At 64.6% G+C, this 22,344-nt stretch carries 19 protein-coding genes; 17 read left to right on the plus strand and 2 right to left on the minus strand.

The window, feature by feature from the left end; genetic code table 11:
- Positions 1-10: 10 nt before the first annotated feature.
- The 4 genes from N5C28_RS11620 to N5C28_RS11635 all read left to right on the plus strand — a co-directional run bounded on the left by N5C28_RS11620 (position 11) and on the right by N5C28_RS11635 (position 4,341).
- Positions 11-652 (plus strand): histone acetyltransferase HPA2, encoded by a 642-nt coding sequence (locus N5C28_RS11620; RefSeq protein WP_279822427.1) that lies wholly within the window; start codon positions 11-13, stop codon positions 650-652.
- Positions 649-1,461: a secretin N-terminal domain-containing protein gene (locus N5C28_RS11625; protein WP_279822428.1), complete on the plus strand. Its 813-nt coding sequence runs from the start codon at positions 649-651 to the stop codon at positions 1,459-1,461. The genes N5C28_RS11620 and N5C28_RS11625 overlap by 4 nt, the downstream gene beginning before the upstream one ends.
- Before the next feature lie 483 nt (positions 1,462-1,944).
- Positions 1,945-3,540 (plus strand): isocitrate lyase, encoded by a 1,596-nt coding sequence (locus N5C28_RS11630; protein WP_279822429.1) that lies wholly within the window; start codon positions 1,945-1,947, stop codon positions 3,538-3,540.
- A gap of 177 nt (positions 3,541-3,717) precedes the next feature.
- Positions 3,718-4,341 carry a hypothetical protein gene (locus N5C28_RS11635; protein WP_279822430.1) on the plus strand — a complete coding sequence of 208 codons (624 nt, stop codon included), beginning with the start codon at positions 3,718-3,720 and terminating at the stop codon, positions 4,339-4,341.
- 3 nt (positions 4,342-4,344) lie between these two features.
- Here the strand turns inward: N5C28_RS11635 and N5C28_RS11640 are convergent, their stop codons facing one another.
- On the minus strand, positions 4,345-5,727 hold the full coding sequence (locus N5C28_RS11640) for a pectin acetylesterase-family hydrolase (protein WP_279822431.1): 1,383 nt from the start codon (positions 5,725-5,727) through the stop codon (positions 4,345-4,347).
- Between the two features lie 551 nt (positions 5,728-6,278).
- On the opposite strand from N5C28_RS11640, the gene N5C28_RS11645 reads away from it, so the two are divergent.
- The 13 genes from N5C28_RS11645 to nuoN all read left to right on the plus strand — a co-directional run bounded on the left by N5C28_RS11645 (position 6,279) and on the right by nuoN (position 21,197).
- A complete protein-coding gene (locus tag N5C28_RS11645; RefSeq protein ID WP_279822432.1) occupies positions 6,279-6,692 on the plus strand; it encodes an NADH-quinone oxidoreductase subunit A in 414 nt (137 codons plus the stop codon).
- Between the two features lie 10 nt (positions 6,693-6,702).
- Positions 6,703-7,380, plus strand: coding sequence for an NADH-quinone oxidoreductase subunit B (locus N5C28_RS11650; RefSeq protein WP_279822433.1), 678 nt, complete (start codon positions 6,703-6,705; stop codon positions 7,378-7,380).
- Positions 7,381-7,442: 62 nt separating this feature from the next.
- The gene (gene nuoC, locus N5C28_RS11655) at positions 7,443-9,224 is read left to right on the plus strand and encodes an NADH-quinone oxidoreductase subunit C/D (protein WP_279822435.1); all 1,782 of its coding nucleotides are present in this window, start codon (positions 7,443-7,445) and stop codon (positions 9,222-9,224) included.
- A 1-nt stretch (position 9,225) separates the two neighbouring features.
- Positions 9,226-9,726: an NADH-quinone oxidoreductase subunit NuoE gene (nuoE, locus tag N5C28_RS11660; RefSeq protein WP_279822436.1), complete on the plus strand. Its 501-nt coding sequence runs from the start codon at positions 9,226-9,228 to the stop codon at positions 9,724-9,726.
- Positions 9,723-11,072: an NADH-quinone oxidoreductase subunit NuoF gene (gene nuoF / locus N5C28_RS11665; protein ID WP_279822439.1), complete on the plus strand. Its 1,350-nt coding sequence runs from the start codon at positions 9,723-9,725 to the stop codon at positions 11,070-11,072. The genes nuoE and nuoF overlap by 4 nt, the downstream gene beginning before the upstream one ends.
- Before the next feature lie 94 nt (positions 11,073-11,166).
- A complete protein-coding gene (nuoG, locus tag N5C28_RS11670) occupies positions 11,167-13,896 on the plus strand; it encodes an NADH-quinone oxidoreductase subunit NuoG (protein WP_279822440.1) in 2,730 nt (909 codons plus the stop codon).
- Positions 13,893-14,885 (plus strand): NADH-quinone oxidoreductase subunit NuoH, encoded by a 993-nt coding sequence (nuoH, locus tag N5C28_RS11675; RefSeq protein WP_279822442.1) that lies wholly within the window; start codon positions 13,893-13,895, stop codon positions 14,883-14,885. The genes nuoG and nuoH overlap by 4 nt, the downstream gene beginning before the upstream one ends.
- Before the next feature lie 11 nt (positions 14,886-14,896).
- Positions 14,897-15,445, plus strand: coding sequence for an NADH-quinone oxidoreductase subunit NuoI (nuoI, locus tag N5C28_RS11680; protein ID WP_279822445.1), 549 nt, complete (start codon positions 14,897-14,899; stop codon positions 15,443-15,445).
- Positions 15,446-15,454: 9 nt separating this feature from the next.
- Positions 15,455-15,964, plus strand: a complete 510-nt coding sequence (nuoJ, locus tag N5C28_RS11685; RefSeq protein ID WP_279822447.1) for an NADH-quinone oxidoreductase subunit J — start codon at positions 15,455-15,457, stop codon at positions 15,962-15,964.
- Positions 15,961-16,269: an NADH-quinone oxidoreductase subunit NuoK gene (gene nuoK / locus N5C28_RS11690; protein ID WP_279822449.1), complete on the plus strand. Its 309-nt coding sequence runs from the start codon at positions 15,961-15,963 to the stop codon at positions 16,267-16,269. Before nuoJ ends, nuoK begins: the two co-directional genes overlap by 4 nt.
- A complete protein-coding gene (gene nuoL / locus N5C28_RS11695; protein WP_279822451.1) occupies positions 16,266-18,113 on the plus strand; it encodes an NADH-quinone oxidoreductase subunit L in 1,848 nt (615 codons plus the stop codon). Before nuoK ends, nuoL begins: the two co-directional genes overlap by 4 nt.
- Positions 18,114-18,152: 39 nt before the next feature.
- Positions 18,153-19,682 (plus strand): NADH-quinone oxidoreductase subunit M, encoded by a 1,530-nt coding sequence (nuoM, locus tag N5C28_RS11700; protein ID WP_279822453.1) that lies wholly within the window; start codon positions 18,153-18,155, stop codon positions 19,680-19,682.
- Positions 19,683-19,703: 21 nt separating this feature from the next.
- A complete protein-coding gene (nuoN, locus tag N5C28_RS11705; protein ID WP_279822454.1) occupies positions 19,704-21,197 on the plus strand; it encodes an NADH-quinone oxidoreductase subunit NuoN in 1,494 nt (497 codons plus the stop codon).
- 69 nt (positions 21,198-21,266) lie between these two features.
- Here nuoN and N5C28_RS11710 read toward each other — a convergent pair whose 3' ends face one another.
- The gene (locus N5C28_RS11710) at positions 21,267-22,331 is read right to left on the minus strand and encodes an AI-2E family transporter (RefSeq protein WP_279822654.1); all 1,065 of its coding nucleotides are present in this window, start codon (positions 22,329-22,331) and stop codon (positions 21,267-21,269) included.
- Positions 22,332-22,344: the final 13 nt, after the last annotated feature.

Genomic DNA, 22,344 nt, shown 5'->3' on the forward strand with positions numbered 1-22,344 from the left:
AGAGAGCGCCATGACGGACGAAAACACCTCGCCGGATGCACCCGACAACCGCGAGCCGGTGGACCTTCCCGCCATCGAGTTCCAGTCGCCCGGGCGCTTCACCGTCCATAACCCGCCCGCCATTACCCCCGACATCGAACAGGCCGAACCGGCCCCGTTCGTGCTCGGCGCGCACACCGCGCTGGAACGTTTCGAACACCCCGAACAGGCCCGCGCCCATGCGCTCGCCCTGCTCCAGCAGGCACGCCACAGCCTGTGCATCTACACCCACGACCTGGAACCCTGGCTGTATCACCACAGCAGCATCCAGGACGCCTGCACCACCTTTCTGCTGGCCAACCCGCGCAACCGCCTGCGCATCCTGGTCAAGGACGTGGCCCGGGCGATCCGCGAAGGCCACCGGCTGGTGACCCTCTCGCGTCGTCTCTCCAGCAACCTGCACATCCGCAAGCTGCACCCGGACTACCCGACCGAGGACGTCACCTACCTCATCGCCGACGACCGTGGCCTGCTGATGCGCCCGGAGCCGGAGCTGACCGCCGGCTACGCCCTGTACCAGGACCCCGGCCGCGTGCGCCTGCGCCAGGCCCAGTTCGACCAGGCCTGGGACACCAGCGTCACCGACCCCGACCTACGGAGCTTCCTGCTATGAAAATCCGCCTGCTGCTGTCCGCCGGATTGTTGAGCATCAGCCAGGTGCTGAGTGCCGCCACCGAGGTCATCCCGCTGAACTACCGCAGCGCCGAAGACGTCATGCCGGTGATCCAGTCGATCCTCGGCAACGACGGGCGCGTCAGCCCCTACGGCAACCAGCTGGTGGTCAACGCCTCCCCCGAGAAGATCCGGGAAGTGCGCCAGGTACTCGAGCAGCTGGACACCGAGCCGCGTCGCCTGCTGATCAGCGTCGACAGCTCCGAATCGAGCTACCAGACCGACCGCGGCTACCGGGCCGACGGCACCATCAGCGCCGGCGATGCCGAGGTGCAGGTCGGCCGTGGCGAGGTCAATGGCCGCGACCAGGTGCGCATCATCCGTCGCAGCACCGACAGCCGGGGCGGCGGCACCCAGCAGGTGCAGGCCACCGAGGGCTACCCCGCGCTGATCCAGGTGGGCCAGAGCGTGCCGATCACCACCACCGAGCGCGGCCCGTACGGCCAGGTCTACAACAACACCCAGTACCGCGATGTCACCCGCGGCTTCTACGTCACCGCCAGCCTCAGCGGCGACATCGTGCATATTTCCATCAGCAGCAACCGCGACCGCGTCAACGCCTACCAACCCGGCGTGATCGATGTCCAGAGCACCGACACCCGCGTCAGCGGCCGGGTCGGCGAATGGATCAGCATCGGCGGCGTCAGCGGCGAAAACCTCTCCGAACAGCGTGACGTACTGCAGCGCCATTCCACCCGCGGTCGCGACGACATGACCTTGCGGGTCAAGGTCGATGTGGTCAATCAGTGACCGCCCGGGCTGACCAACCGGTCGTCGCCAGACTTATGTAGTAGTCGCAAAAAAGCACTACAAAACGTTTGACGAACCCTTTTCCCAGAGGCATGATGGCCTCGCTCCCGCTAATCAGGGGCCCTGGAAAGGGCCTCCGGGTCGCGCTCCAACTTACCGTCAGAGCCGATTCGTGTTGCAAGGCCCACAAGGCAGTTCGACGAGATTGCGACTGGAACGAAGTTGTCCTGAGGGACGGGGAAGCGTTTTAACGTCACAGCCAATCGTCGCAGCCTGTCGTGTCGTCCAGCGGCTTCAATCACGCCGCCGACCACCACACTGCCCCGAGGCCCTGTACGTCTCGTCACCCCTCCTCCGGCCGCGACTGCGCCCTGGTCTCTTTCTCCCGTATCGCTATGTGTTCCCCGCAACCACGACCTTCGAAAGCAGGTTCCGAGTGGGAAAGTCGGTGCTCAACCACACACATACATTGAAGGATTGACCATGTCCGCTTATCAAAACGACATCAAGGCAGTCGCCGCTCTGAAAGAGACGTTCGGCAGCAGCTGGAGCGCCATCAACCCGGAATCCGTGGCTCGCATGCGCGCTCAGAACCGTTTCAAGACCGGCCTGGACATCGCCAAGTACACCGCGGCCATCATGCGCAAGGACATGGCCGAGTACGACGCCGACGCATCCGTCTACACCCAGTCGCTGGGTTGCTGGCACGGCTTCATCGGTCAGCAGAAGCTGATCTCGATCAAGAAGCACCTCAAGACCACCAACAAGCGCTACCTCTACCTTTCCGGCTGGATGGTCGCCGCCCTGCGCTCCGACTTCGGTCCGCTGCCGGACCAGTCCATGCACGAGAAGACCGCCGTTTCCGGCCTGATCGAAGAGCTGTACACCTTCCTGCGCCAGGCTGACGCCCGCGAACTGGACCTGCTGTTCACCGCTGTCGACGCCGCCCGCGCCGCCGGTGACAAGGCCAAGGAAGCCGAGCTGCAAGCGCAGATCGACAACTACGAAACCCACGTCGTGCCAATCATCGCCGACATCGACGCCGGTTTCGGCAACCCGGAAGCCACCTACCTGCTCGCCAAGAAGATGATCGAAGCCGGTGCGTGCTGCATCCAGATCGAAAACCAGGTGTCCGACGAGAAGCAGTGCGGCCACCAGGACGGCAAGGTGACCGTTCCCCACGAGGACTTCCTGGCCAAGATCAACGCCGTGCGCTACGCCTTCCTCGAGCTGGGCGTTGACGACGGTGTGATCGTTGCCCGTACCGACTCCCTGGGTGCCGGCCTGACCAAGCAGATCGCCGTGACCAAGCAGCCGGGTGACCTGGGCGACCAGTACAACTCCTTCCTGGATTGCGAAGAAGTCTCCGCTGCCGACCTGGCCAACGGCGACGTGGTGCTGAACCGCGGTGGCAAGCTGTTGCGTCCGAAGCGCCTGCCGTCCAACCTGTTCCAGTTCCGTGCCGGCACCGGTGAAGACCGCTGCGTCCTGGACTGCGTGACCTCGCTGCAGAACGGCGCCGACCTGCTGTGGATCGAAACCGAGAAGCCGCACGTTGGCCAGATCAAGGCCATGGTCGACCGCATCCGTCAGGTCATCCCGAACGCCAAGCTGGTGTACAACAACAGCCCGTCGTTCAACTGGACCCTGAACTTCCGCCAGCAGGTGTTCGATGCATTCGTCGCCGAAGGCAAGGACGTGTCCTCCTACGACCGCGCCAAGCTGATGAGCGTCGAGTACGACGAGACCGAACTGGCCCAGGTTGCCGATGAGAAGATCCGCACCTTCCAGCGTGACGGTTCGGCCCATGCCGGTATCTTCCACCACCTGATCACCCTGCCGACCTACCACACCGCCGCGCTGTCCACCGACAACCTGGCCAAAGGGTACTTCGCCGACCAGGGCATGCTGGCCTACGTCAAGGGCGTACAGCGTCAGGAACTGCGCCAGGGCATCGCCTGCGTCAAGCACCAGAACATGGCGGGCTCGGACATCGGCGACAACCACAAAGAGTACTTCGCTGGCGAAGCGGCTCTGAAGGCAAGCGGCAAAGACAACACCATGAACCAGTTCCACTGAGTGGAACCGGCTCATTCGCCCAAACCACGAATGCGGGCGGATAAGGTGTAAAAAAGCCCCGGCAGCGATGCCGGGGCTTTTTCTTTGGGGCTCGAACGCGCCGGGCGCCCTCGTCGCCCCTCACAATCCCTCATGGACTAGACTGCGAGGCATCACACCGAAGGATGGGAGAGTCAGGTGAACGGACGTTTCTATCTCGCGATGGGCGCGCTGGCATTGATCAGCGCCACCGCCACGGTCTACTGGCAGCAGCCGGATTCCCCCGCTGCGCCAGCCGTGCCGGCACCCCAGGCCGATGCCGACGCACCGTCGCCGGACACGGCGCCGACCAACCCCGCCCAGCAACAGCAGTTGTTGCTGGCACCGCAAATCAAGGAACAGGAACAGCGCCTGCTGTTTCATGCCGCCTACCGCACCTTCTTCGCCGACGCCCACAGCCTGTCCGAATCCGAACGCAACCGGCAGGCCGACGCACTGCGCGCCGACATCGAGCGTTACGAACAGCGCAACGAACTGGCTTCGAGCGAAGCCCTGCTGCTGCAACTCGGCCTGATCCAGGCCACGGTGAGCGACGAAACCACGCAGAAAGCCCAGGCCGCCGCCCTGGTGGAGCGTTACCAGGCCCGCACCGCCGCCCGCCAGGCCATGACACAGCCTGACGAGCGCTTTCTGCAGTACAAGGAAGACGAGAAACGCATCGTCAGCGAGGTCATGGCGGCGGACAGCGTTCCCGACGGCCTCAGCCGTGACCAGTACCTGCGGCAACGCCTGCAGGAGGCGCGCGAACGCGCCTACCAGTAGGACTCAGAGCAACTGATCGAGCGCAAAATACAGCAGGTTGAACGGCTTGTTGCGATCCGCCGTGTCGCTCAGCTCCGATGCATCGATGACCGGACCGTTGCCTTCGAGCACGTTGTTGACGAAGTCATCCAGCTGCAGGTTCTGCTCCTGGATATCGGCATTGGCGAATTCGATGATGCTCGTGCAATGGCTTTCGTTGACCGCGCGGTACTGCGGGAAATAGCCCCCGACATTCGGCAGGTTGGCCAGCTCATCGCGCAGGCGGCCGGTGTCCACGTCCCACTTGGCGTGAATCAGCGCTTCCTTGGTCGCCTGGTCAGGCGCATTGGCGATCTCCGGGTAGAACCGCTCGTAGGAATACGACGAGTAGTTCAGGTCCTTCCAGAAATGCGTGTGCCCCATGCGGTCGGCCGGCAGGTTGCTGGACAGCGCCGGGTACAGGGTGCCCAGGTTGTTCAGGTTCAGCCCCGGGACGCGGGATTGCAGGAACGGCAGCGGTCCTTCGTCCAGGCCCCAGGCATTGCGAATGAAGGTCTGCAGCGGCAGGGATGGATAGGTGGCACTCGAGCCGCCCACCATGGCGGTGAATACAGGGCCCGAGTCGTTGATCAGGAAGCTGCGCGTGGGCGCGATGTCCTGACGGGTCGGACCATAACTGGTCAGGGCCCCGGCCCCGCCGGCGCTGCAGCCCGTGGTCAGCATCTGCGTCGGCCGCGGCAGGTTGTCCTTCAGCCAGCCGACCACGGCCCGCATGTTGCGCATGCCGTTGTGGTGCCAGATCAGCGGCTCCTGCTGGCTCTGCGGGTCCTGGTACACGGCGACGCGGTCACCGGAATAGATGTCACCGGTGCAATACGGCACGTAGACCATGTTCCAGTTCTGGGTCTTGACCCGGGTCCAGGGGTGCAGGCGCACGACGAACGGGCTGACGAGGCTCGCCCCTGGGTTGAGCAGGCTCATGTAGTCATTGGGGATGCCGTCCGGGTTGCGCGCGCCGCGGATGCCGCTTTGCCCGGTGCAGCTCGCGTAATCCCAGCAGGCGCCACCGCCCTCCAGATAAACGATGGTGTTGCGCGTATTGGGCACGCGGTTGACGAAGAACTTGTAAGGCGAGCCGTTGCCGCACACCGCGCCGGTCTGCGGCGCCAGTTGCACGGTCTGCCAGGCGTAGTAGTTGCCGGGCTTGAAGCCGCTATTGAACCCGGCCGGGTTGGCCAGCAGCGGATACGGCCCGAGCCGCTGGGCCGGCGTGACCTTGCTGTCGGCGGGCGGCGGCGACACCAGATTGCTCATGGTCTGCCAGAAATTGTAATCACCCTGCTCCGCCTGAACGTTCAGGGCGGGCAACAGCAACAGGGCACACAACGAGGAGCGGACGACACGCATGGCGATTCCCTCATTTATTGTTCTATGAAGGGTCGACATGCCACAGGCAGGGGCAACCACGCAGACCCGTTCCAGGCGGAAAACAGGGCAACGCCACGAAGGGCGCTTCCTGCACGCTAGTACAAGGTCACGGGCTCAACAATCCGACGCACCGACGATTTGCGCATAATCAGTTGCGCGGTAATCAGCCTCGGTTATTTGCAACTTGAACAGTACTGCACAGTCACTGAACAACGCCGTGAGTTCGTCGAACCGGCGCGATCAAATAACGAACAATTAAATGAGAACAACTATCAATACATGAAGGCAAAAGGCCTCGCCCGTATTTTTCCCGTAAACAGCGATTTAGACGAAAGCCTTGCGCGACTAGGGGTTGCGGCAATCCGCCGCAGAGAACTCGACCTATCAGTTAATTTTTTAATCTGAAAAATTTACTTACAGGTCGAATCGGGCATAAAATTACCCGATAAATGCAGGGCAACTGCAGGTTGCCGGGCAACATGACTTTTAACCGCGAGTGAACGCCGTTCCTTGTATTGAGGAGTTCCGGCATGTCGGAAGCCAGTACCATCCTGTCCCACAACTGGGCCTTGGCCGTTTTTCTGCTTGGGGTCATCGGCCTCTGCGGCTTCATGATGGGCGTCTCCAGCCTGCTTGGCAGCAAGGCCTGGGGCCGCAGCAAGAACGAACCGTTCGAATCCGGGATGCTCCCCACCGGCAACGCCCGCCTGCGCTTGTCCGCCAAATTCTATCTGGTCGCGATGCTCTTCGTGATCTTCGACGTCGAAGCCCTCTATCTTTTCGCCTGGGCCGTATCCGTTCGCGAAAGCGGCTGGGCCGGCTTTATCGAAGCTACCGTTTTTATAGCAATTCTGTTGGCAGGTCTTGTCTACCTTTGGCGTATCGGGGCGCTCGATTGGGCTCCCGAAGGACGTCGTGAGCGGCAGGCGAAGCTAAAACAATGAGGCTTTGGCGATGCAATACAAACTTACTCGGGTCGACCCGGATGCTGCCAATGAGCAGTACCCGATCGGTCAGCGGGAGGTCGTTTCCGACCCGCTGCTAGAGGATCAGGTCCACAAGAACATCTACATGGGCAAGCTGGAAGACGTGCTTAACGGGGCCGTCAACTGGGGGCGCAAGAATTCCCTCTGGCCGTACAACTTCGGCCTGTCCTGCTGCTACGTGGAGATGACCACCGCCTTCACGGCTCCCCACGATATCGCCCGCTTTGGCGCAGAGGTCATTCGGGCCTCACCTCGCCAGGCCGACTTCATGGTGATTGCCGGCACCTGCTTCATCAAGATGGCGCCGATCATCCAGCGCCTCTATGAGCAGATGCTGGAACCCAAATGGGTCATTTCCATGGGCTCGTGCGCCAATTCCGGTGGCATGTACGATATTTACTCGGTCGTTCAGGGCGTGGACAAGTTCCTCCCCGTGGACGTCTACATACCCGGCTGCCCGCCCCGCCCCGAAGCATTCCTGCAGGGCCTGATGCTCTTGCAGGAGTCCATCGGCCAGGAGCGTCGTCCGTTGTCCTGGGTCGTTGGCGACCAAGGCGTCTACCGCGCCGAAATGCCTTCGCAAAAGGAACAGCGCCGTGAACAGCGTATTGCTGTCACTAACCTGCGCAGCCCTGACGAAGTCTGAGTCCCACCCTTCCACAAGAAGGCCCGATTCATTCTCTACGTTGACCGATAGCGACCGAGACCATGACTGCAGACACCGTTCTGTCTATTCCGCCGTACAAGGCCGACGACCAAGACGTCGTCGCCGAACTCAATGCCCGCTTTGGCGCCGAGAGCCTGACGATCCAGCCCACCCGCACCGGCATGCCGGTGATCTGGGTGGCCCGTGAGAAACTCGTCGAAGTCCTGAGCTTCCTGCGCAACCTGCCCCGCCCCTACGTCATGCTGTACGACCTGCACGGCGTCGACGAGCGCCTGCGTACGCACCGCCGGGGCCTGCCAGGTGCCGACTTCACGGTGTTCTACCACCTGATGTCGATCGCCCGTAACAGCGACGTGATGATCAAGGTGGCCCTCAGCGAGGGCGACCTCAACCTGCCTTCCGTGACGTCCATCTGGCCGAACGCCAACTGGTACGAGCGCGAAGTCTGGGACATGTACGGCATCCACTTCACCGGCCACCCACACCTGAGCCGCATCATGATGCCGCCGACCTGGGAAGGTCACCCGCTGCGCAAGGACTACCCGGCGCGCGCCACCGAATTCGACCCGTATACCCTGACCCTGGCCAAGCAGCAGCTCGAAGAAGAAGCCGCTCGCTTCAAGCCCGAAGACTGGGGCATGAAACGCGGCAGCGAGCACGAGGACTACATGTTCCTCAACCTCGGTCCGAACCACCCGTCCGCCCACGGTGCGTTTCGTATCATCCTGCAGCTCGATGGTGAAGAGATCGTCGATTGCGTGCCGGAAGTCGGTTACCACCACCGCGGTGCCGAGAAAATGGCCGAGCGCCAGTCCTGGCACAGCTACATCCCCTACACCGACCGTATCGACTACCTTGGCGGGGTGATGAACAACCTGCCGTACGTGCTCTCGGTAGAGAAGCTGGCCGGCATCACCGTGCCGGACCGCGTCGACTTCATCCGGGTGATGATGGCGGAATTCTTCCGTATCACCAGCCACCTGCTGTTTCTCGGTACCTACATCCAGGACGTCGGCGCCATGACGCCGGTGTTCTTCACCTTCACCGACCGTCAGCGCGCCTACAAGGTTATCGAAGCCATCACCGGCTTCCGCCTGCACCCGGCCTGGTACCGCATCGGCGGCGTGGCCCACGACCTGCCGCGCGGCTGGGACAAGCTGGTCAAGGAATTCGTCGATTGGCTGCCCAAGCGCCTCGACGAGTACGAGAAGGCTGCCCTGCAGAACAGCATCCTGCGTGGCCGTACCATCGGCGTGGCCCAGTACAACACCAAGGAAGCGCTGGAATGGGGCGTCACCGGCGCCGGCCTGCGCTCCACCGGTCTCGATTTCGACCTGCGCAAGGCGCGCCCGTACTCCGGCTACCAGCACTTCGAATTCGAAGTTCCGCTGGCCGTCAATGGCGATGCCTATGACCGCTGCATGGTCCGTGTCGAGGAGATGCGCCAGAGCATCCGCATCATCGACCAGTGCCTGCGCAACATGCCGGAAGGCCCGTACAAGGCGGACCACCCGCTGACCACACCGCCACCGAAAGAGCGCACGCTGCAGCACATCGAGACCCTGATCACCCACTTCCTGCAAGTCTCCTGGGGCCCGGTCATGCCGGCCAACGAGAGCTTCCAGATGATCGAGGCGACCAAGGGCATCAACAGCTATTACCTGACGAGCGACGGCAGCACCATGAGCTACCGCACCCGCATCCGCACGCCGAGCTTCCCGCACCTGCAGCAGATCCCTTCGGTGATCCGCGGCAGCATGGTGGCCGACCTGATCGCGTATCTGGGCAGTATCGACTTCGTTATGGCCGACGTGGACCGCTGACATGAGCCAGGCACATCTGATTCAAACCGACCGCTTCGAACTCAGCGACAGCGAGCGTTCGGCCATCGAGCACGAAATGCACCACTACGAGGACCCGCGCGCGGCGTCCATCGAAGCCCTGAAAATCGTGCAGAAGGCACGCGGCTGGGTGCCGGACGGCGCCGCTGACGCCATCGGCGCGATCCTCGGCATTCCGGCCAGCGACGTCGAAGGCGTGGCCACCTTCTACAGCCAGATCTTCCGCCAGCCGGTGGGTCGCCACATCATCCGTGTCTGCGACAGCATGACCTGCTACATCGGCGGCCACGAATCGGTGGTCTCGACTATCCAGGATCAACTGGGCATCGGCCTCGGCCAGACCAGCAGCGACGGTCGCTTCACCCTGCTGCCGGTGTGCTGCCTGGGCAACTGCGACAAGGCCCCGGCGCTGATGATCGACGACGACACCTTCGGCGACGTGCAGCCCAACGGCGTTGCCGACCTGCTGGAGGCCTACGAATGAAGACTCTGACCTCCATCGGCCCGGCCAACCGCATCGCCCGCAGCGAAGAAACCCACCCGCTGACCTGGCGCCTGCGCGACGACGCGCAACCGGTCTGGCTCGAGGAATACCAGCAGAAGAACGGCTACGCCGCTGCGCGCAAGGCCCTGAGCGAGATGGCCCAGGCCGACATCGTGCAGACCGTCAAGGATTCCGGCCTCAAGGGCCGCGGCGGTGCGGGCTTCCCCACCGGCGTGAAGTGGGGCCTGATGCCCAACGACGAATCCATGAACATCCGCTACCTGCTGTGCAACGCGGATGAAATGGAGCCCAACACCTGGAAGGACCGCATGCTCATGGAGCAGCTGCCGCACCTGCTGGTGGAAGGCATGCTGATCAGCGCCCGCGCCCTCAAGGCCTACCGCGGCTACATCTTCCTGCGTGGCGAGTACGTCGACGCCGCCACCAATCTCAACCGCGCCATCGAGGAAGCCAAGGCCGCCGGCCTGCTGGGCAAGAACATCCTGGGCAGCGGCTTCGATTTCGAGCTATTCGTGCACACCGGTGCCGGCCGCTACATCTGCGGTGAAGAAACCGCGCTGATCAACTCCCTGGAAGGTCGCCGCGCCAACCCGCGCGCCAAGCCGCCCTTCCCGGCCGCCGTCGGCGTCTGGGGCAAGCCCACCTGCGTGAACAACGTGGAAACCCTGTGCAACGTGCCGTCGATCATCGGCAACGGCGTGGACTGGTACAAGACCCTGGCGCGCCCGGGCAGCGAAGACCACGGCACCAAGCTGATGGGCTTCTCCGGCAAGGTCAAGAACCCGGGCCTGTGGGAGCTGCCGTTCGGCATCACCGCCCGCGAACTGTTCGAAGACTATGCCGGTGGCATGCGCGATGGTTATCGCCTCAAGTGCTGGCAACCCGGCGGCGCCGGTACCGGCTTCCTGCTGCCCGAGCACCTCGACGCCCAGATGTACGCCGGCGGCATCGGCAAGGTCGGCACCCGCATGGGCACCGGCCTGGCCATGGCGGTGGACGACAGCATCAACATGGTCTCGCTGCTGCGCAACATGGAAGAGTTCTTTGCCCGCGAGTCCTGCGGCTGGTGCACCCCCTGCCGTGACGGCCTGCCCTGGAGCGTGAAGATCCTGCGCGCCCTGGAGCGCGGCCAGGGCACCCGGGAAGACATCCAGACCCTGCTCGGCCTGGTCAACTTCCTCGGCCCCGGCAAGACCTTCTGCGCCCACGCGCCAGGTGCCGTTGAGCCGCTGGGCAGTGCCATCAAGTATTTCCGCTCGGAGTTCGAGGCTGGCGTGGCCAGCACGAGCGCTCCGGCGACCCCGGGGCAATTCGCGCCGGCGTGAACAATTTGCGCCGCGGCGGCCACCCGTATGGCCCCGCGGCACACCGTGATTCCATTAGCCAAGTCCGCTTCGGCGGGTAAGAAGACACTCGACCATGGCCACTATCCACGTAGACGGCAAAGATCTCGAAGTCGATGGCGCAGACAACCTGTTACAGGCCTGCCTGTCCCTCGGCCTCGATATTCCCTACTTCTGCTGGCACCCGGCGCTCGGTAGCGTCGGCGCCTGCCGCCAATGCGCGGTCAAGCAATACACCGACGAGAACGACACCCGCGGTCGCCTCGTCATGTCCTGCATGACGCCTGCCACCGACAACACCTGGATTTCCATCGACGACGAAGAGGCCAAGCAATTCCGCGCCAGCGTCGTCGAATGGCTGATGACCAACCACCCGCACGACTGCCCGGTCTGCGAGGAAGGCGGTCACTGCCACCTGCAGGACATGACGGTGATGACCGGGCACAACACCCGCCGTTACCGCTTCAGCAAGCGCACCCACCAGAACCAGGAGCTCGGCCCGTTCATCGCCCACGAGATGAACCGCTGCATCGCCTGCTACCGCTGCGTGCGCTACTACAAGGACTACGCCGGCGGCACCGACCTGGGCGTCTACGGCGCGCACGACAACGTGTACTTCGGCCGCGTCGAAGACGGCACCCTGGAAAGCGAATTCTCCGGCAACCTGGTCGAGGTCTGCCCGACCGGTGTGTTCACCGACAAGACCCACTCCGAGCGCTACAACCGCAAGTGGGACATGCAGTTCGCCCCGAGCATCTGCCACGGCTGCTCCAGCGGCTGCAACACCAGCCCCGGTGAGCGCTACGGCGAAATCCGCCGCATCGAGAACCGCTTCAACGGCTCGGTGAACCAGTACTTCCTGTGCGACCGCGGCCGCTTCGGCTACGGCTACGTCAACCGCGAAGACCGTCCGCGCCAGCCGATGATGATGCTGAGCAAGATGAAGATGGGCCTCGACGCGGCCCTTGACCAGGCCGCCGCGCTGCTCAACGGGCGCACGGTGATCGGCATCGGTTCGCCCCGTGCCAGCCTGGAAAGCAACTTCGCCCTGCGCGAACTGGTGGGTGCCGAGTACTTCTACACCGGTGTGGCCGCCAGCGAACTGGAACTGCTCCAGCTGATCCGCGACGTGCTGCAGAACGGCCCGCTGCCGACCCCGACCCTGCGCGACGTGGAAAGCCACGACGCGGTGTTCGTCCTCGGCGAAGACCTGACCCAGACCGCCGCCCGCCTGGCCCTGGCCCTGCGCCAGTCGGTCAAGGGCAAGGCCACTGAAATCGCCGCCAACGCGAAGATTCAGGACTGGCACATGGCGGCCGTGCAGAACGTCGCCCAGAACGCCCTCAACCCGCTGTTCATCGCCAGCGTCAGCGCCACCCGCCTGGATGACGTGGCCGCCGAATGCGTGCACGCCGCGCCGGACGACCTGGCCCGCCTGGGCTGCGCCGTGGCCCACGCCATCGACCCGAGCGCCCCGGCCGTCAGCGGCCTGGAAAGCGACGCCGCCGAACTGGTGCAGCGCATCGCCGACGCCCTGCTCGCCGCCAAGCGTCCGCTGGTGGTGTCCGGTGCCTCCCTGGGCAGCAAGGCCCTGATCGAGGCCGCCGCGAACATCGCCAACGCCCTGAAGAACCGCGAGAAGAACGCCTCCATCAGCCTGGTGGTGCCGGAAGCCAACAGCATGGGCATGGCCCTGCTGCAAGGCGACGCCCTGCACACCCAGTCCCTGGACGCCGCCCTGAGCGCCCTCTCCAATGGCCAGGCCGATGCCGTGGTGGTGCTGGAAAACGACCTGTACCGCCGCGCCGCTGCCAGCCAGGTCGATGCCGCCCTGGCCGCCGCCAAGCTGGTGATCGTGGTCGACCACCAGCAGACCGCGACCACCGCCAAGGCCCACCTGCTGCTGCCGGCCGCCAGCTTCGCCGAAGGCGATGGCACCCTGGTCAACTTCGAAGGCCGCGCCCAGCGCTTCTTCCAGGTCTTCGATCCGACCTACTACGACAGCAACAACCTGGTCCGTGAAAGCTGGCGCTGGCTGCATGCCCTGCAGAGCACCCGTGAGAACAAGACCGTGGACTGGACGCAACTGGACCAGGTCACCTCGGCCTGCGCCGACAGCGTGTCCGCCCTGGCTGGCATCCGCGACGCCGCGCCGTCCTCGAGCTTCCGCATCAAGGGCCTGAAACTGGCCCGCGAGCCGCACCGCTACAGCGGCCGTACCGCCATGCGCGCCAACATCAGCGTGCACGAGCCGCGCCAGCCGCAGGACAAGGATTCGGCCTTCGCCTTCTCCATGGAAGGCTATGCCGGCTCCGCCGAACCGCGTCAGCAGATTCCGTTCGCCTGGTCCCCGGGCTGGAACTCCCCGCAAGCCTGGAACAAGTTCCAGGACGAAGTGGGCGGTCATCTGCGTGCCGGCGACCCTGGCGTACGCCTGATCGAAAACCGCGGCACTGCCCTGCCCTGGTTCGAAGTGCCTGCTGCCTTCAACCCGGCCAAGGGCACCCTGCAAGCGGTGGCCCTGCACCACCTGTTCGGCAGCGAGGAAACCTCGGCCCTGGCCGCCCCGGTGCAGGAGCGCATCCCGCAGCCTTACGTGGCCATGGCCAAGGAGCACGCCGACAGCCTGGGCGTGAACGACGGCGCGCTGCTCAGCCTGACCGTCAACGGCCAGGCCCTGCGCCTGCCGCTGCAGGTACGTGAAGAGCTGGCGGTTGGTCTGGTCGGTCTGCCGGCCGGTCTGCCGGGCATTCCGCCGCTGCTCAATGGCGCCGAAGTGACCGGTGTTCAGGAGGCCGCACAATGAGCTGGCTGACTCCCGAACTGATCGACATCATCGTCGCGGTCCTCAAGGCCATCGTCATCCTGCTGGCCGTGGTGGTCACCGGTGCGCTGCTCAGCTTCATCGAGCGCCGCCTGCTGGGCTGGTGGCAGGATCGCCATGGCCCCAACCGCGTCGGCCCTTACGGGATGTTCCAGATCGCCGCGGACATGATCAAGATGTTCTTCAAGGAAGACTGGACGCCACCGTTCGCCGACAAGGCGATCTTCATGCTGGCCCCGGTGATCGCTATGAGCGCCATGCTCATCGCCTTCGCCATCATCCCGGTCACCCCGACCTGGGGCGTGGCGGACCTGAACATCGGCATCCTGTTCTTCTTCGCCATGGCCGGCCTGTCGGTCTACGCCGTGCTGTTCGCCGGCTGGTCGAGCAACAACAAGTTCGCGCTGCTCGGTGCCCTGCGCGCCTCGGCCCAGACCGTCTCCTACGAGGTGTTCCTGGCCCTGGCGCTGATGGGCGTGGTGGCCCAGGTCGGCTCGTTCAACATGCGCGACATCGTGGACTACCAGGCGGAAAACCTGTGGTTCATCATTCCGCAGTTCTTCGGCTTCTGTACCTTCTTCATCGCCGGCGTCGCCGTGACCCACCGTCACCCGTTCGACCAGCCGGAAGCGGAACAGGAACTGGCCGACGGCTACCACATCGAATACGCCGGCATGAAATGGGGCATGTTCTTCGTCGGCGAGTACATCGGCATCGTGACCATCTCGGCCCTGCTGGTGACCCTGTTCTTCGGCGGCTGGCACGGTCCGTTCGGCATCCTGCCGCAGATCCCGTTCATCTGGTTCGCCCTGAAAACCGCTTTCTTCATCATGATCTTCATCCTGCTGCGCGCCTCGATCCCGCGCCCGCGGTATGACCAGGTCATGGCGTTCAGCTGGAAGTTCTGCTTGCCGCTGACCCTGATCAACCTGCTGGTGACCGGCGCCGTCGTGCTGGCCATGGCCCAGTAAGGAGTAGCAGCATGTTCAAGTACATTTTCGACGTCATCCACGGCACCTACACCCAGCTGCGCAGCCTGGTGATGGTCTTCAGCCATGGTTTCCGCAAGCGCGACACCCTGCAGTACCCGGAAGAACCCGTGTACCTGCCGCCGCGCTACCGTGGCCGCATCGTGCTGACCCGCGACCCCGACGGCGAAGAGCGCTGCGTGGCCTGCAACCTGTGCGCCGTGGCCTGCCCGGTCGGCTGCATCTCGCTGCAGAAAGCCGAGACCGAAGACGGCCGCTGGTACCCGGATTTCTTCCGCATCAACTTCTCGCGCTGCATCTTCTGCGGTCTCTGCGAAGAAGCCTGCCCCACCACCGCGATCCAGCTCACCCCGGATTTCGAAATGGGCGAATTCAAGCGCCAGGACCTGGTGTACGAGAAAGAGGACCTGCTGATTTCCGGCCCGGGCAAGAACCCGGACTACAACTTCTACCGCGTTGCGGGCATGGCGATCGCCGGCAAGCCGAAAGGCGCCGCGCAGAACGAAGCCGAGCCGATCAACGTTAAAGGCCTACTTCCTTAAGGACGCACGATGGAATTCGCTTTCTATTTCTCTGCCGGCGTCGCGGTGATGGCCACCCTCAGGGTGATCATCAGCAGCAACCCCGTGCATGCGCTGCTCTACCTCATCATCTCGCTGCTGGCGGTCTCGATGGTGTTCTTCAGCCTGGGCGCGCCCTTTGCCGGCGCCCTGGAAATCATCGTCTACGCCGGCGCCATCATGGTGCTGTTCGTCTTCGTGGTGATGATGCTCAACCTCGGCCCCGCCGCCGTGGACCAGGAGAAGAAGTGGCTGACCCCCGGTATCTGGTTCGGCCCGGCGCTGCTCAGCGCCCTGCTGCTCGGCCAGCTGCTCTACGTGCTGTTCGTGTCGCCCAGCGGGGCGGTCATCGGCCAGGAAACCGTGGACGCCAAGGCCGTCGGGATCAGCCTGTTCGGCCCGTACCTGCTGGCGGTGGAGCTGGCCTCCATGCTGCTGCTGGGCGCACTGGTCTCCGCCTACCACCTCGGCCGCCACGACGCGAAGGATGCCACGCCATGAGTTCGATTCCGATGGAGCACGGCCTGGCCCTGGCCGGCGTGCTGTTCAGCCTGGGACTGGTCGGCCTGATGGTTCGACGCAACATCCTGTTCGTGTTGATGAGCCTGGAAGTGATGATGAACGCCGCCGCCCTGGCGTTCGTGGTGGCAGGTGCCCGCTGGGCGCAGGCTGATGGCCAGGTGATGTTCATCCTGGTGATCACCCTCGCCGCCGCCGAGGCCAGTATCGGCCTGGCGATCCTGCTGCAGCTGTACCGGCGCTTCAACACCCTCGATATCGACGCTGCCAGCGAGATGCGCGGATGAACTTCCTATTCCTGACGTTACTGTTCCCCCTGGTCGGCTGGTTCATCCTGGCCTTCACCCGCGGCCGCCTGAGCGAAACCGCAGCGGCCGTGGTCGGCGTCGGCTCGGTCGGCCTGTCGGCCCTGACCACCGCCCTGATCATCTGGCAATTCAACGTCGCCGCGCCCGAGGGTGGCGTGTACACCCAGACCCTGTGGCAGTGGATGAGCGTCGATGGCCTGGCGCCGAGCTTCACCCTGTACCTGGACGGGCTGTCGCTGACCATGCTCGGCGTGGTCACCGGCGTGGGCTTCCTGATCCACCTGTTCGCCAGCTGGTACATGCGCGGCGAAGAGGGTTACTCGCGCTTCCTGTCCTACACCAACCTGTTCATCTTCAGCATGTTGCTGCTGGTGCTGGGCGACAACCTGATGACCCTGTTCTTCGGGTGGGAAGGCGTGGGCCTGTGCTCGTACCTGCTGATCGGCTTCTATTACAAGCACGTGCCCAACGGTAATGCGGCGCTGAAAGCCTTCATCGTCACCCGCATCGGCGACGTGTTCCTGATGATCGGCCTGTTCCTGCTGTTCCTCAACCTCGGCACCCTGAACATCCAGGAATTGATGGTGCTGGCACCGCAGAAATACGCCGCCGGCGACACCTGGCTGTGGCTGGCGACCCTGATGCTGCTCGGCGGCGCGGTGGGCAAATCCGCCCAGTTGCCGCTGCAGACCTGGCTGGCGGACGCCATGGCCGGCCCGACCCCGGTGTCGGCGCTGATCCACGCGGCGACCATGGTCACCGCGGGCGTCTACCTGATCGCCCGCACCAACGGCCTGTTCCTGCTGACCCCGGAAATCCTCGAACTGGTGGGCATCGTCGGCGGCGTGACCCTGGTCCTGGCCGGTTTCGCGGCCCTGGTGCAGACCGACATCAAGCGCATCCTCGCCTACTCGACCATGAGCCAGATCGGCTACATGTTCCTGGCCCTGGGCGTCGGCGCCTGGGACGCGGCGATCTTCCACCTGATGACCCACGCCTTCTTCAAGGCCCTGCTGTTCCTGGCCTCGGGCTCGGTGATCAACGCCTGCCACCACGAGCAGAACATCTTCAAGATGGGCGGCCTGTGGAAGAAGCTGCCGTTGGCTTACGCCAGCTTCATCGTCGGCGGCTCGGCCCTGGTGGCCCTGCCATTGGTCACCGCGGGCTTCTACTCCAAGGACGAGATCCTCTGGGAAGCCTTCGCCAGTGGTCACACCGGCCTGCTGTACGCCGGCCTGGTGGGCGCGTTCATGACCTCGATCTACACCTTCCGCCTGATCTTCATCGCCTTCCACGGCGAAGCGAAGACCGAGGCCCATGCCGGTCATGGCGTCGCCCACAACCTGCCGCTGATCGTGCTGATCGTGCTCTCGACCTTCGTCGGCGCCTGGATCACCCCGCCGCTGGCCGGTGTCCTGCCGCAGAGCGTCGGCCACGCCGGTGGCGACGCCAAGCACAGCCTGGAAATCGCCTCGGGAGCCATCGCCATCGCCGGTATCCTGCTGGCCGCCCTGCTCTACCTGGGCAAACGTCGGGTGGTGAACGCCGTGGCGCAAAGCGCGCCGGGCCGCTTCCTCAGCGCCTGGTGGTTCGCCGCCTGGGGCTTCGACTGGCTCTACGACAAGCTGTTCGTCCAGCCGTACCTGCTGGCCTGCCGCCTGCTCGGGCGTGACCCGATCGACAGCGGTATCGGCGTTGTCCCGCGCCTGGCGCGCAGCGGCAACGGCCTGCTGAGCCGCAGCGAAACCGGACAACTGCGCTGGTACGCCATGTCGATCGCCGGGGGTGCCGTGCTGGTACTCGCCGCGGTCCTGCTGGCCTGACCCGAACATGCCTATTTCTCGAAAGGAATTTCGCCCGTCATGATTCTGCCTTGGCTAATCCTGATCCCTTTTATCGGCGGCCTGCTGTGCTGGCAGGGTGAGCGCTTCGGCCCCACCCTGCCGCGCTGGATCGCGTTGCTGACCATGACCCTGCTGTTCGGCCTCGGCCTGTGGCTGTGGGGCACCGCCGACTTCAGCCTGGCCCCGGCGCCGGGTGCCGATCCGGTCTGGGCCTACGAGTTCCAGGTGCAGTGGATCGAGCGCTTCGGCGTGAGCATCCACCTGGCGCTGGACGGCCTGTCCGTGCTGATGATCACCCTGACCGGCCTGCTCGGCGTGCTCTCGGTACTCTGCTCGTGGAACGAGATCCAGAACCGCGTCGGCTTCTTCCACCTCAACCTGATGTGGATCCTCGGCGGTGTGGTCGGGGTGTTCCTGGCCATCGACCTGTTCCTGTTCTTCTTCTTCTGGGAAATGATGCTGGTGCCGATGTACTTCCTCATCGCGCTCTGGGGTCACAGCGGCAGCAAGGGTCACTCGCGGATCAACGCCGCCACCAAGTTCTTCATCTACACCCAGGCCAGCGGCCTGATCATGCTGGTGGCGATCCTCGCCCTGGTGTTCGTGCACTTCAACCAGACCGGCGTACTGACCTTCAACTACGCCGACCTGCTGAAAACCCAGCTGGCGCCGGGCACCGAATACCTGCTGATGCTCGGTTTCTTCATCGCCTTCGCGGTGAAGTTCCCGGTGGTGCCGTTCCACTCCTGGCTGCCGGACGCCCACGCCCAGGCACCCACCGCCGGCTCCGTGGACCTGGCTGGTATCCTGCTGAAAACCGCCGCCTACGGCCTGATCCGCTTCGCCCTGCCGCTGTTCCCCAACGCCTCGGCCGAGTTCGCGCCGATCGCCATGGGCCTGGGGGTGTTCGCCATCATCTACGGCGCCCTGCTGTCGTTCGCCCAGACCGACATCAAGCGCCTGGTGGCCTACTCCAGCGTCTCGCACATGGGCTTCGTGCTGATCGCCATCTACTCCGGCAGCCTGATCGCCCTGCAGGGCGCCGTGGTGCAGATGCTGGCCCACGGCCTGTCGGCCGCCGCGCTGTTCATCCTCTGCGGCCAGCTGTACGAGCGCCTGCACACCCGTGACATGCGCGAGATGGGCGGTATCTGGGCGCGCATGCCCTGGCTGCCGGCCCTGAGCCTGTTCTTCGCCGCCGCCGCCCTGGGCCTGCCGGGCACCGGCAACTTCGTCGGCGAATTCCTGATCCTCATCGGCAGCTTCCCGGCCGCCCCGTGGGTCACCGTGCTGGCCGCCACCGGCCTGGTGCTGGGTTCGGTCTACTCGTTGATCATGATCCACCGCGCCTACTTCGGCCCGGCCAAGGCCGACGGCCCGCTGCTCGGCCTCAAGCCCCGCGAACTGGGCATGGTACTGGGCCTGGCGGCGCTGCTGATTCTGCTCGGCGTCTACCCGCAGCCGGTGCTCGACACCTCCGTTGCCAGCATGCAAGGCGTGCAGCAATGGATCGGCGGCGCCCTCACCCAACTCGCTTCGGCCCGGTAATCGGTAATGGAAAGCAGCGAAATGCAATTCACCGTTCAACACCTCATCGCCCTGCTGCCGCTACTGGTGACCGGTGCGACGATCATCGTGGTCATGCTGGCGATCGCCTGGAAGCGCAACCACACGCTGACATTCGTGCTGTCGGTGCTGGGTCTGAACCTGGCCCTGCTGTCGATCATCCCGGCCCTGCGCGTGGCGCCGCTGGAAGTCACGCCCCTGCTGCAGATCGACGCCTTCGCCTGTTACTACATGGCGATAGTGCTCGCGGCGACCCTGGCCTGCGTGACCCTCACCCATGCCTACCTGGGCGAAGCCACCTGCGGCACCACTGGCTCGTCCAAGGCCGGCTACCCGGGCAACCGCGAAGAAATGTACCTGCTGATGCTGCTGTCGGCGGCGGGCGGTCTGGTGCTGGTCAGTGCCCAGCACCTGGCGGGCCTGTTCATCGGCCTGGAGCTGCTGTCGGTGCCGGTCTACGGCCTGGTGGCCTACGCCTTCTTCAACAAGCGCTCGCTGGAAGCCGGTATCAAGTACATGGTGCTGTCCGCCGCCGGCAGTGCGTTTTTGCTGTTCGGCATGGCGCTGCTGTACGCCGAATCCGGCAGCCTGAGCTTCTCCCAGATCGGCGCCACCCTGGCCGCCAACGGCACCAGCCTGCTGGTGCAGATCGGCATCGGCATGATGCTGATCGGCCTGGCCTTCAAGCTATCACTGGTGCCCTTCCACCTGTGGACGCCGGACGTCTACGAAGGGGCCCCGGCACCGGTGGCGGCGTTCCTGGCCACCGCCAGCAAGGTCGCGGTATTCGCCGTACTGCTGCGCCTGTACCAGATCTCGCCGGCCACCGCGGGCGGCTGGTTGAATGACCTGCTGACCGTGATCGCCATCGCCTCGATCCTGTTCGGCAACCTGCTGGCCCTGCTGCAAAGCAACCTCAAGCGCCTGCTGGGTTACTCCTCCATCGCCCACTTCGGCTACCTGCTGGTGGCGCTGATCGCCAGCAAGGGCATGGCCGTGGAAGCCATCGGCGTGTACCTGGCGACCTACGTGCTGACCAGCCTGGGTGCCTTCGGCGTGATCACCCTGATGTCCACGCCCTACAGTGGCCGCGACGCCGACGCGCTGTACGAGTACCGCGGCCTGTTCTGGCGCCGTCCGTACCTGACCGCCGTGATGACGGTGATGATGCTGTCGCTGGCGGGCATCCCGCTGACCGCCGGCTTCATCGGCAAGTTCTACGTCATCGCCGCCGGCGTGCAGGCTCAACTGTGGTGGCTGCTGGGCGCCCTGGTGCTGGGCAGCGCCATCGCGGTGTTCTACTACCTGAGGGTGATGGTGACCCTGTTCCTGATGGAGCCGAACCTGCGCCGCCACGACGCACCGTTCAACTGGGGCCAGCGTGCCGGCGGCATCATGCTGCTGGTGGTCGCCGTCCTGGCGTTCCTGCTGGGCGTCTACCCGCAGCCGCTGCTGGAGCTGGTGCAGCACGCCGGCCTGGTCGCCGCCCTGCCCTGATCGGCATCCGCCACTAAAAAACCCGGCCTCTGCCGGGTTTTTTATTGGCGGAAAAAGACCACAGGCCGATTACCCCGGCAGGCGCACCTTGGTCCGGGTCATGGTGAACAGGTCCCAGCTGGCCATGAACAGCGCGGCGATCAGCGGCCCGATGACGAAGCCGTTGAGGCCGAACAGCGACAGGCCGCCCAGGGTGGAAATCAGCACCAGGTAGTCCGGCATGCGCGTGTCCTTGCCGACCAGGATCGGCCGCAGCACGTTGTCCACCAGGCTGATCACGCCAATCCCGAACGCAAGCAGGATCACCCCCTGCCAGAGGCTGCCGCTGAGCATCAGGTACAGCGCCACCGGCCCCCAGACCAGGCCCGAGCCCACGGCCGGCAGCAGCGACAGGAAGGCCATCACCACGGCCCACAGCAGCACGCTGGGAATGCCCAGCGCCCAGAAGATGAAACCGCCCAGCGAACCCTGGACCACCGCCACCACCACGTTGCCCTTCACCGTGGCGCGCACCACCCGGGTGAACTTGATCTGCAGGCGGCGCTTGTGGTGCTCCTTCAGCGGTACCGACAGGCGGATGTGGCGCACCACGTCGATGCCGTCGCGCAGGAAGAAGAACAGCAGGTAGATCATCACGAAGAAGCCGATCAGCAGCTCGAAGGTGTTCTGGCCGATGGAGAACACCTGGGTGGCGAGGAACTGGCTGCCCTGCATGGCGCCGCTTGCCAGGCGGTCGCGCAGCTCGTCGAAATTCCCCAGGCCCAGGCGATCGAGCTGCGCCTGCAGGGCCGGCGGCAGCATGTTCTTGACCTGGGCCACGTAGGCGCCGACATCCAGCTCGCCCGACTCCAGGCGCTGGTAGAGCACCGCGCCCTCCTGCACCAGCAGCAGGGTGATCAGCATCACCGGCAACACCGCCACCAGCAGACACACCAGCAGGGTGATCAGCGCCGACAGGCTGCCGCGCCCGCCCAGGCGCAGCGCCAGGCGCCGCTGCAACGGATTGAACACCACCGCCAGCACCACGGCCCAGAACACAGCACCATAGAACGGCAACAGCACCCAGCCGAAGGCCAGGGTCACCACGACCAGCAGGAGAATCAGGGAGCGGTTTTCAAGGGCATTGGAGGTCATGGGGCGCCGTGTC

The organism is Pseudomonas sp. GD03944, assembly GCF_029839275.1.
GTDB lineage: Bacteria > Pseudomonadota > Gammaproteobacteria > Pseudomonadales > Pseudomonadaceae > Aquipseudomonas.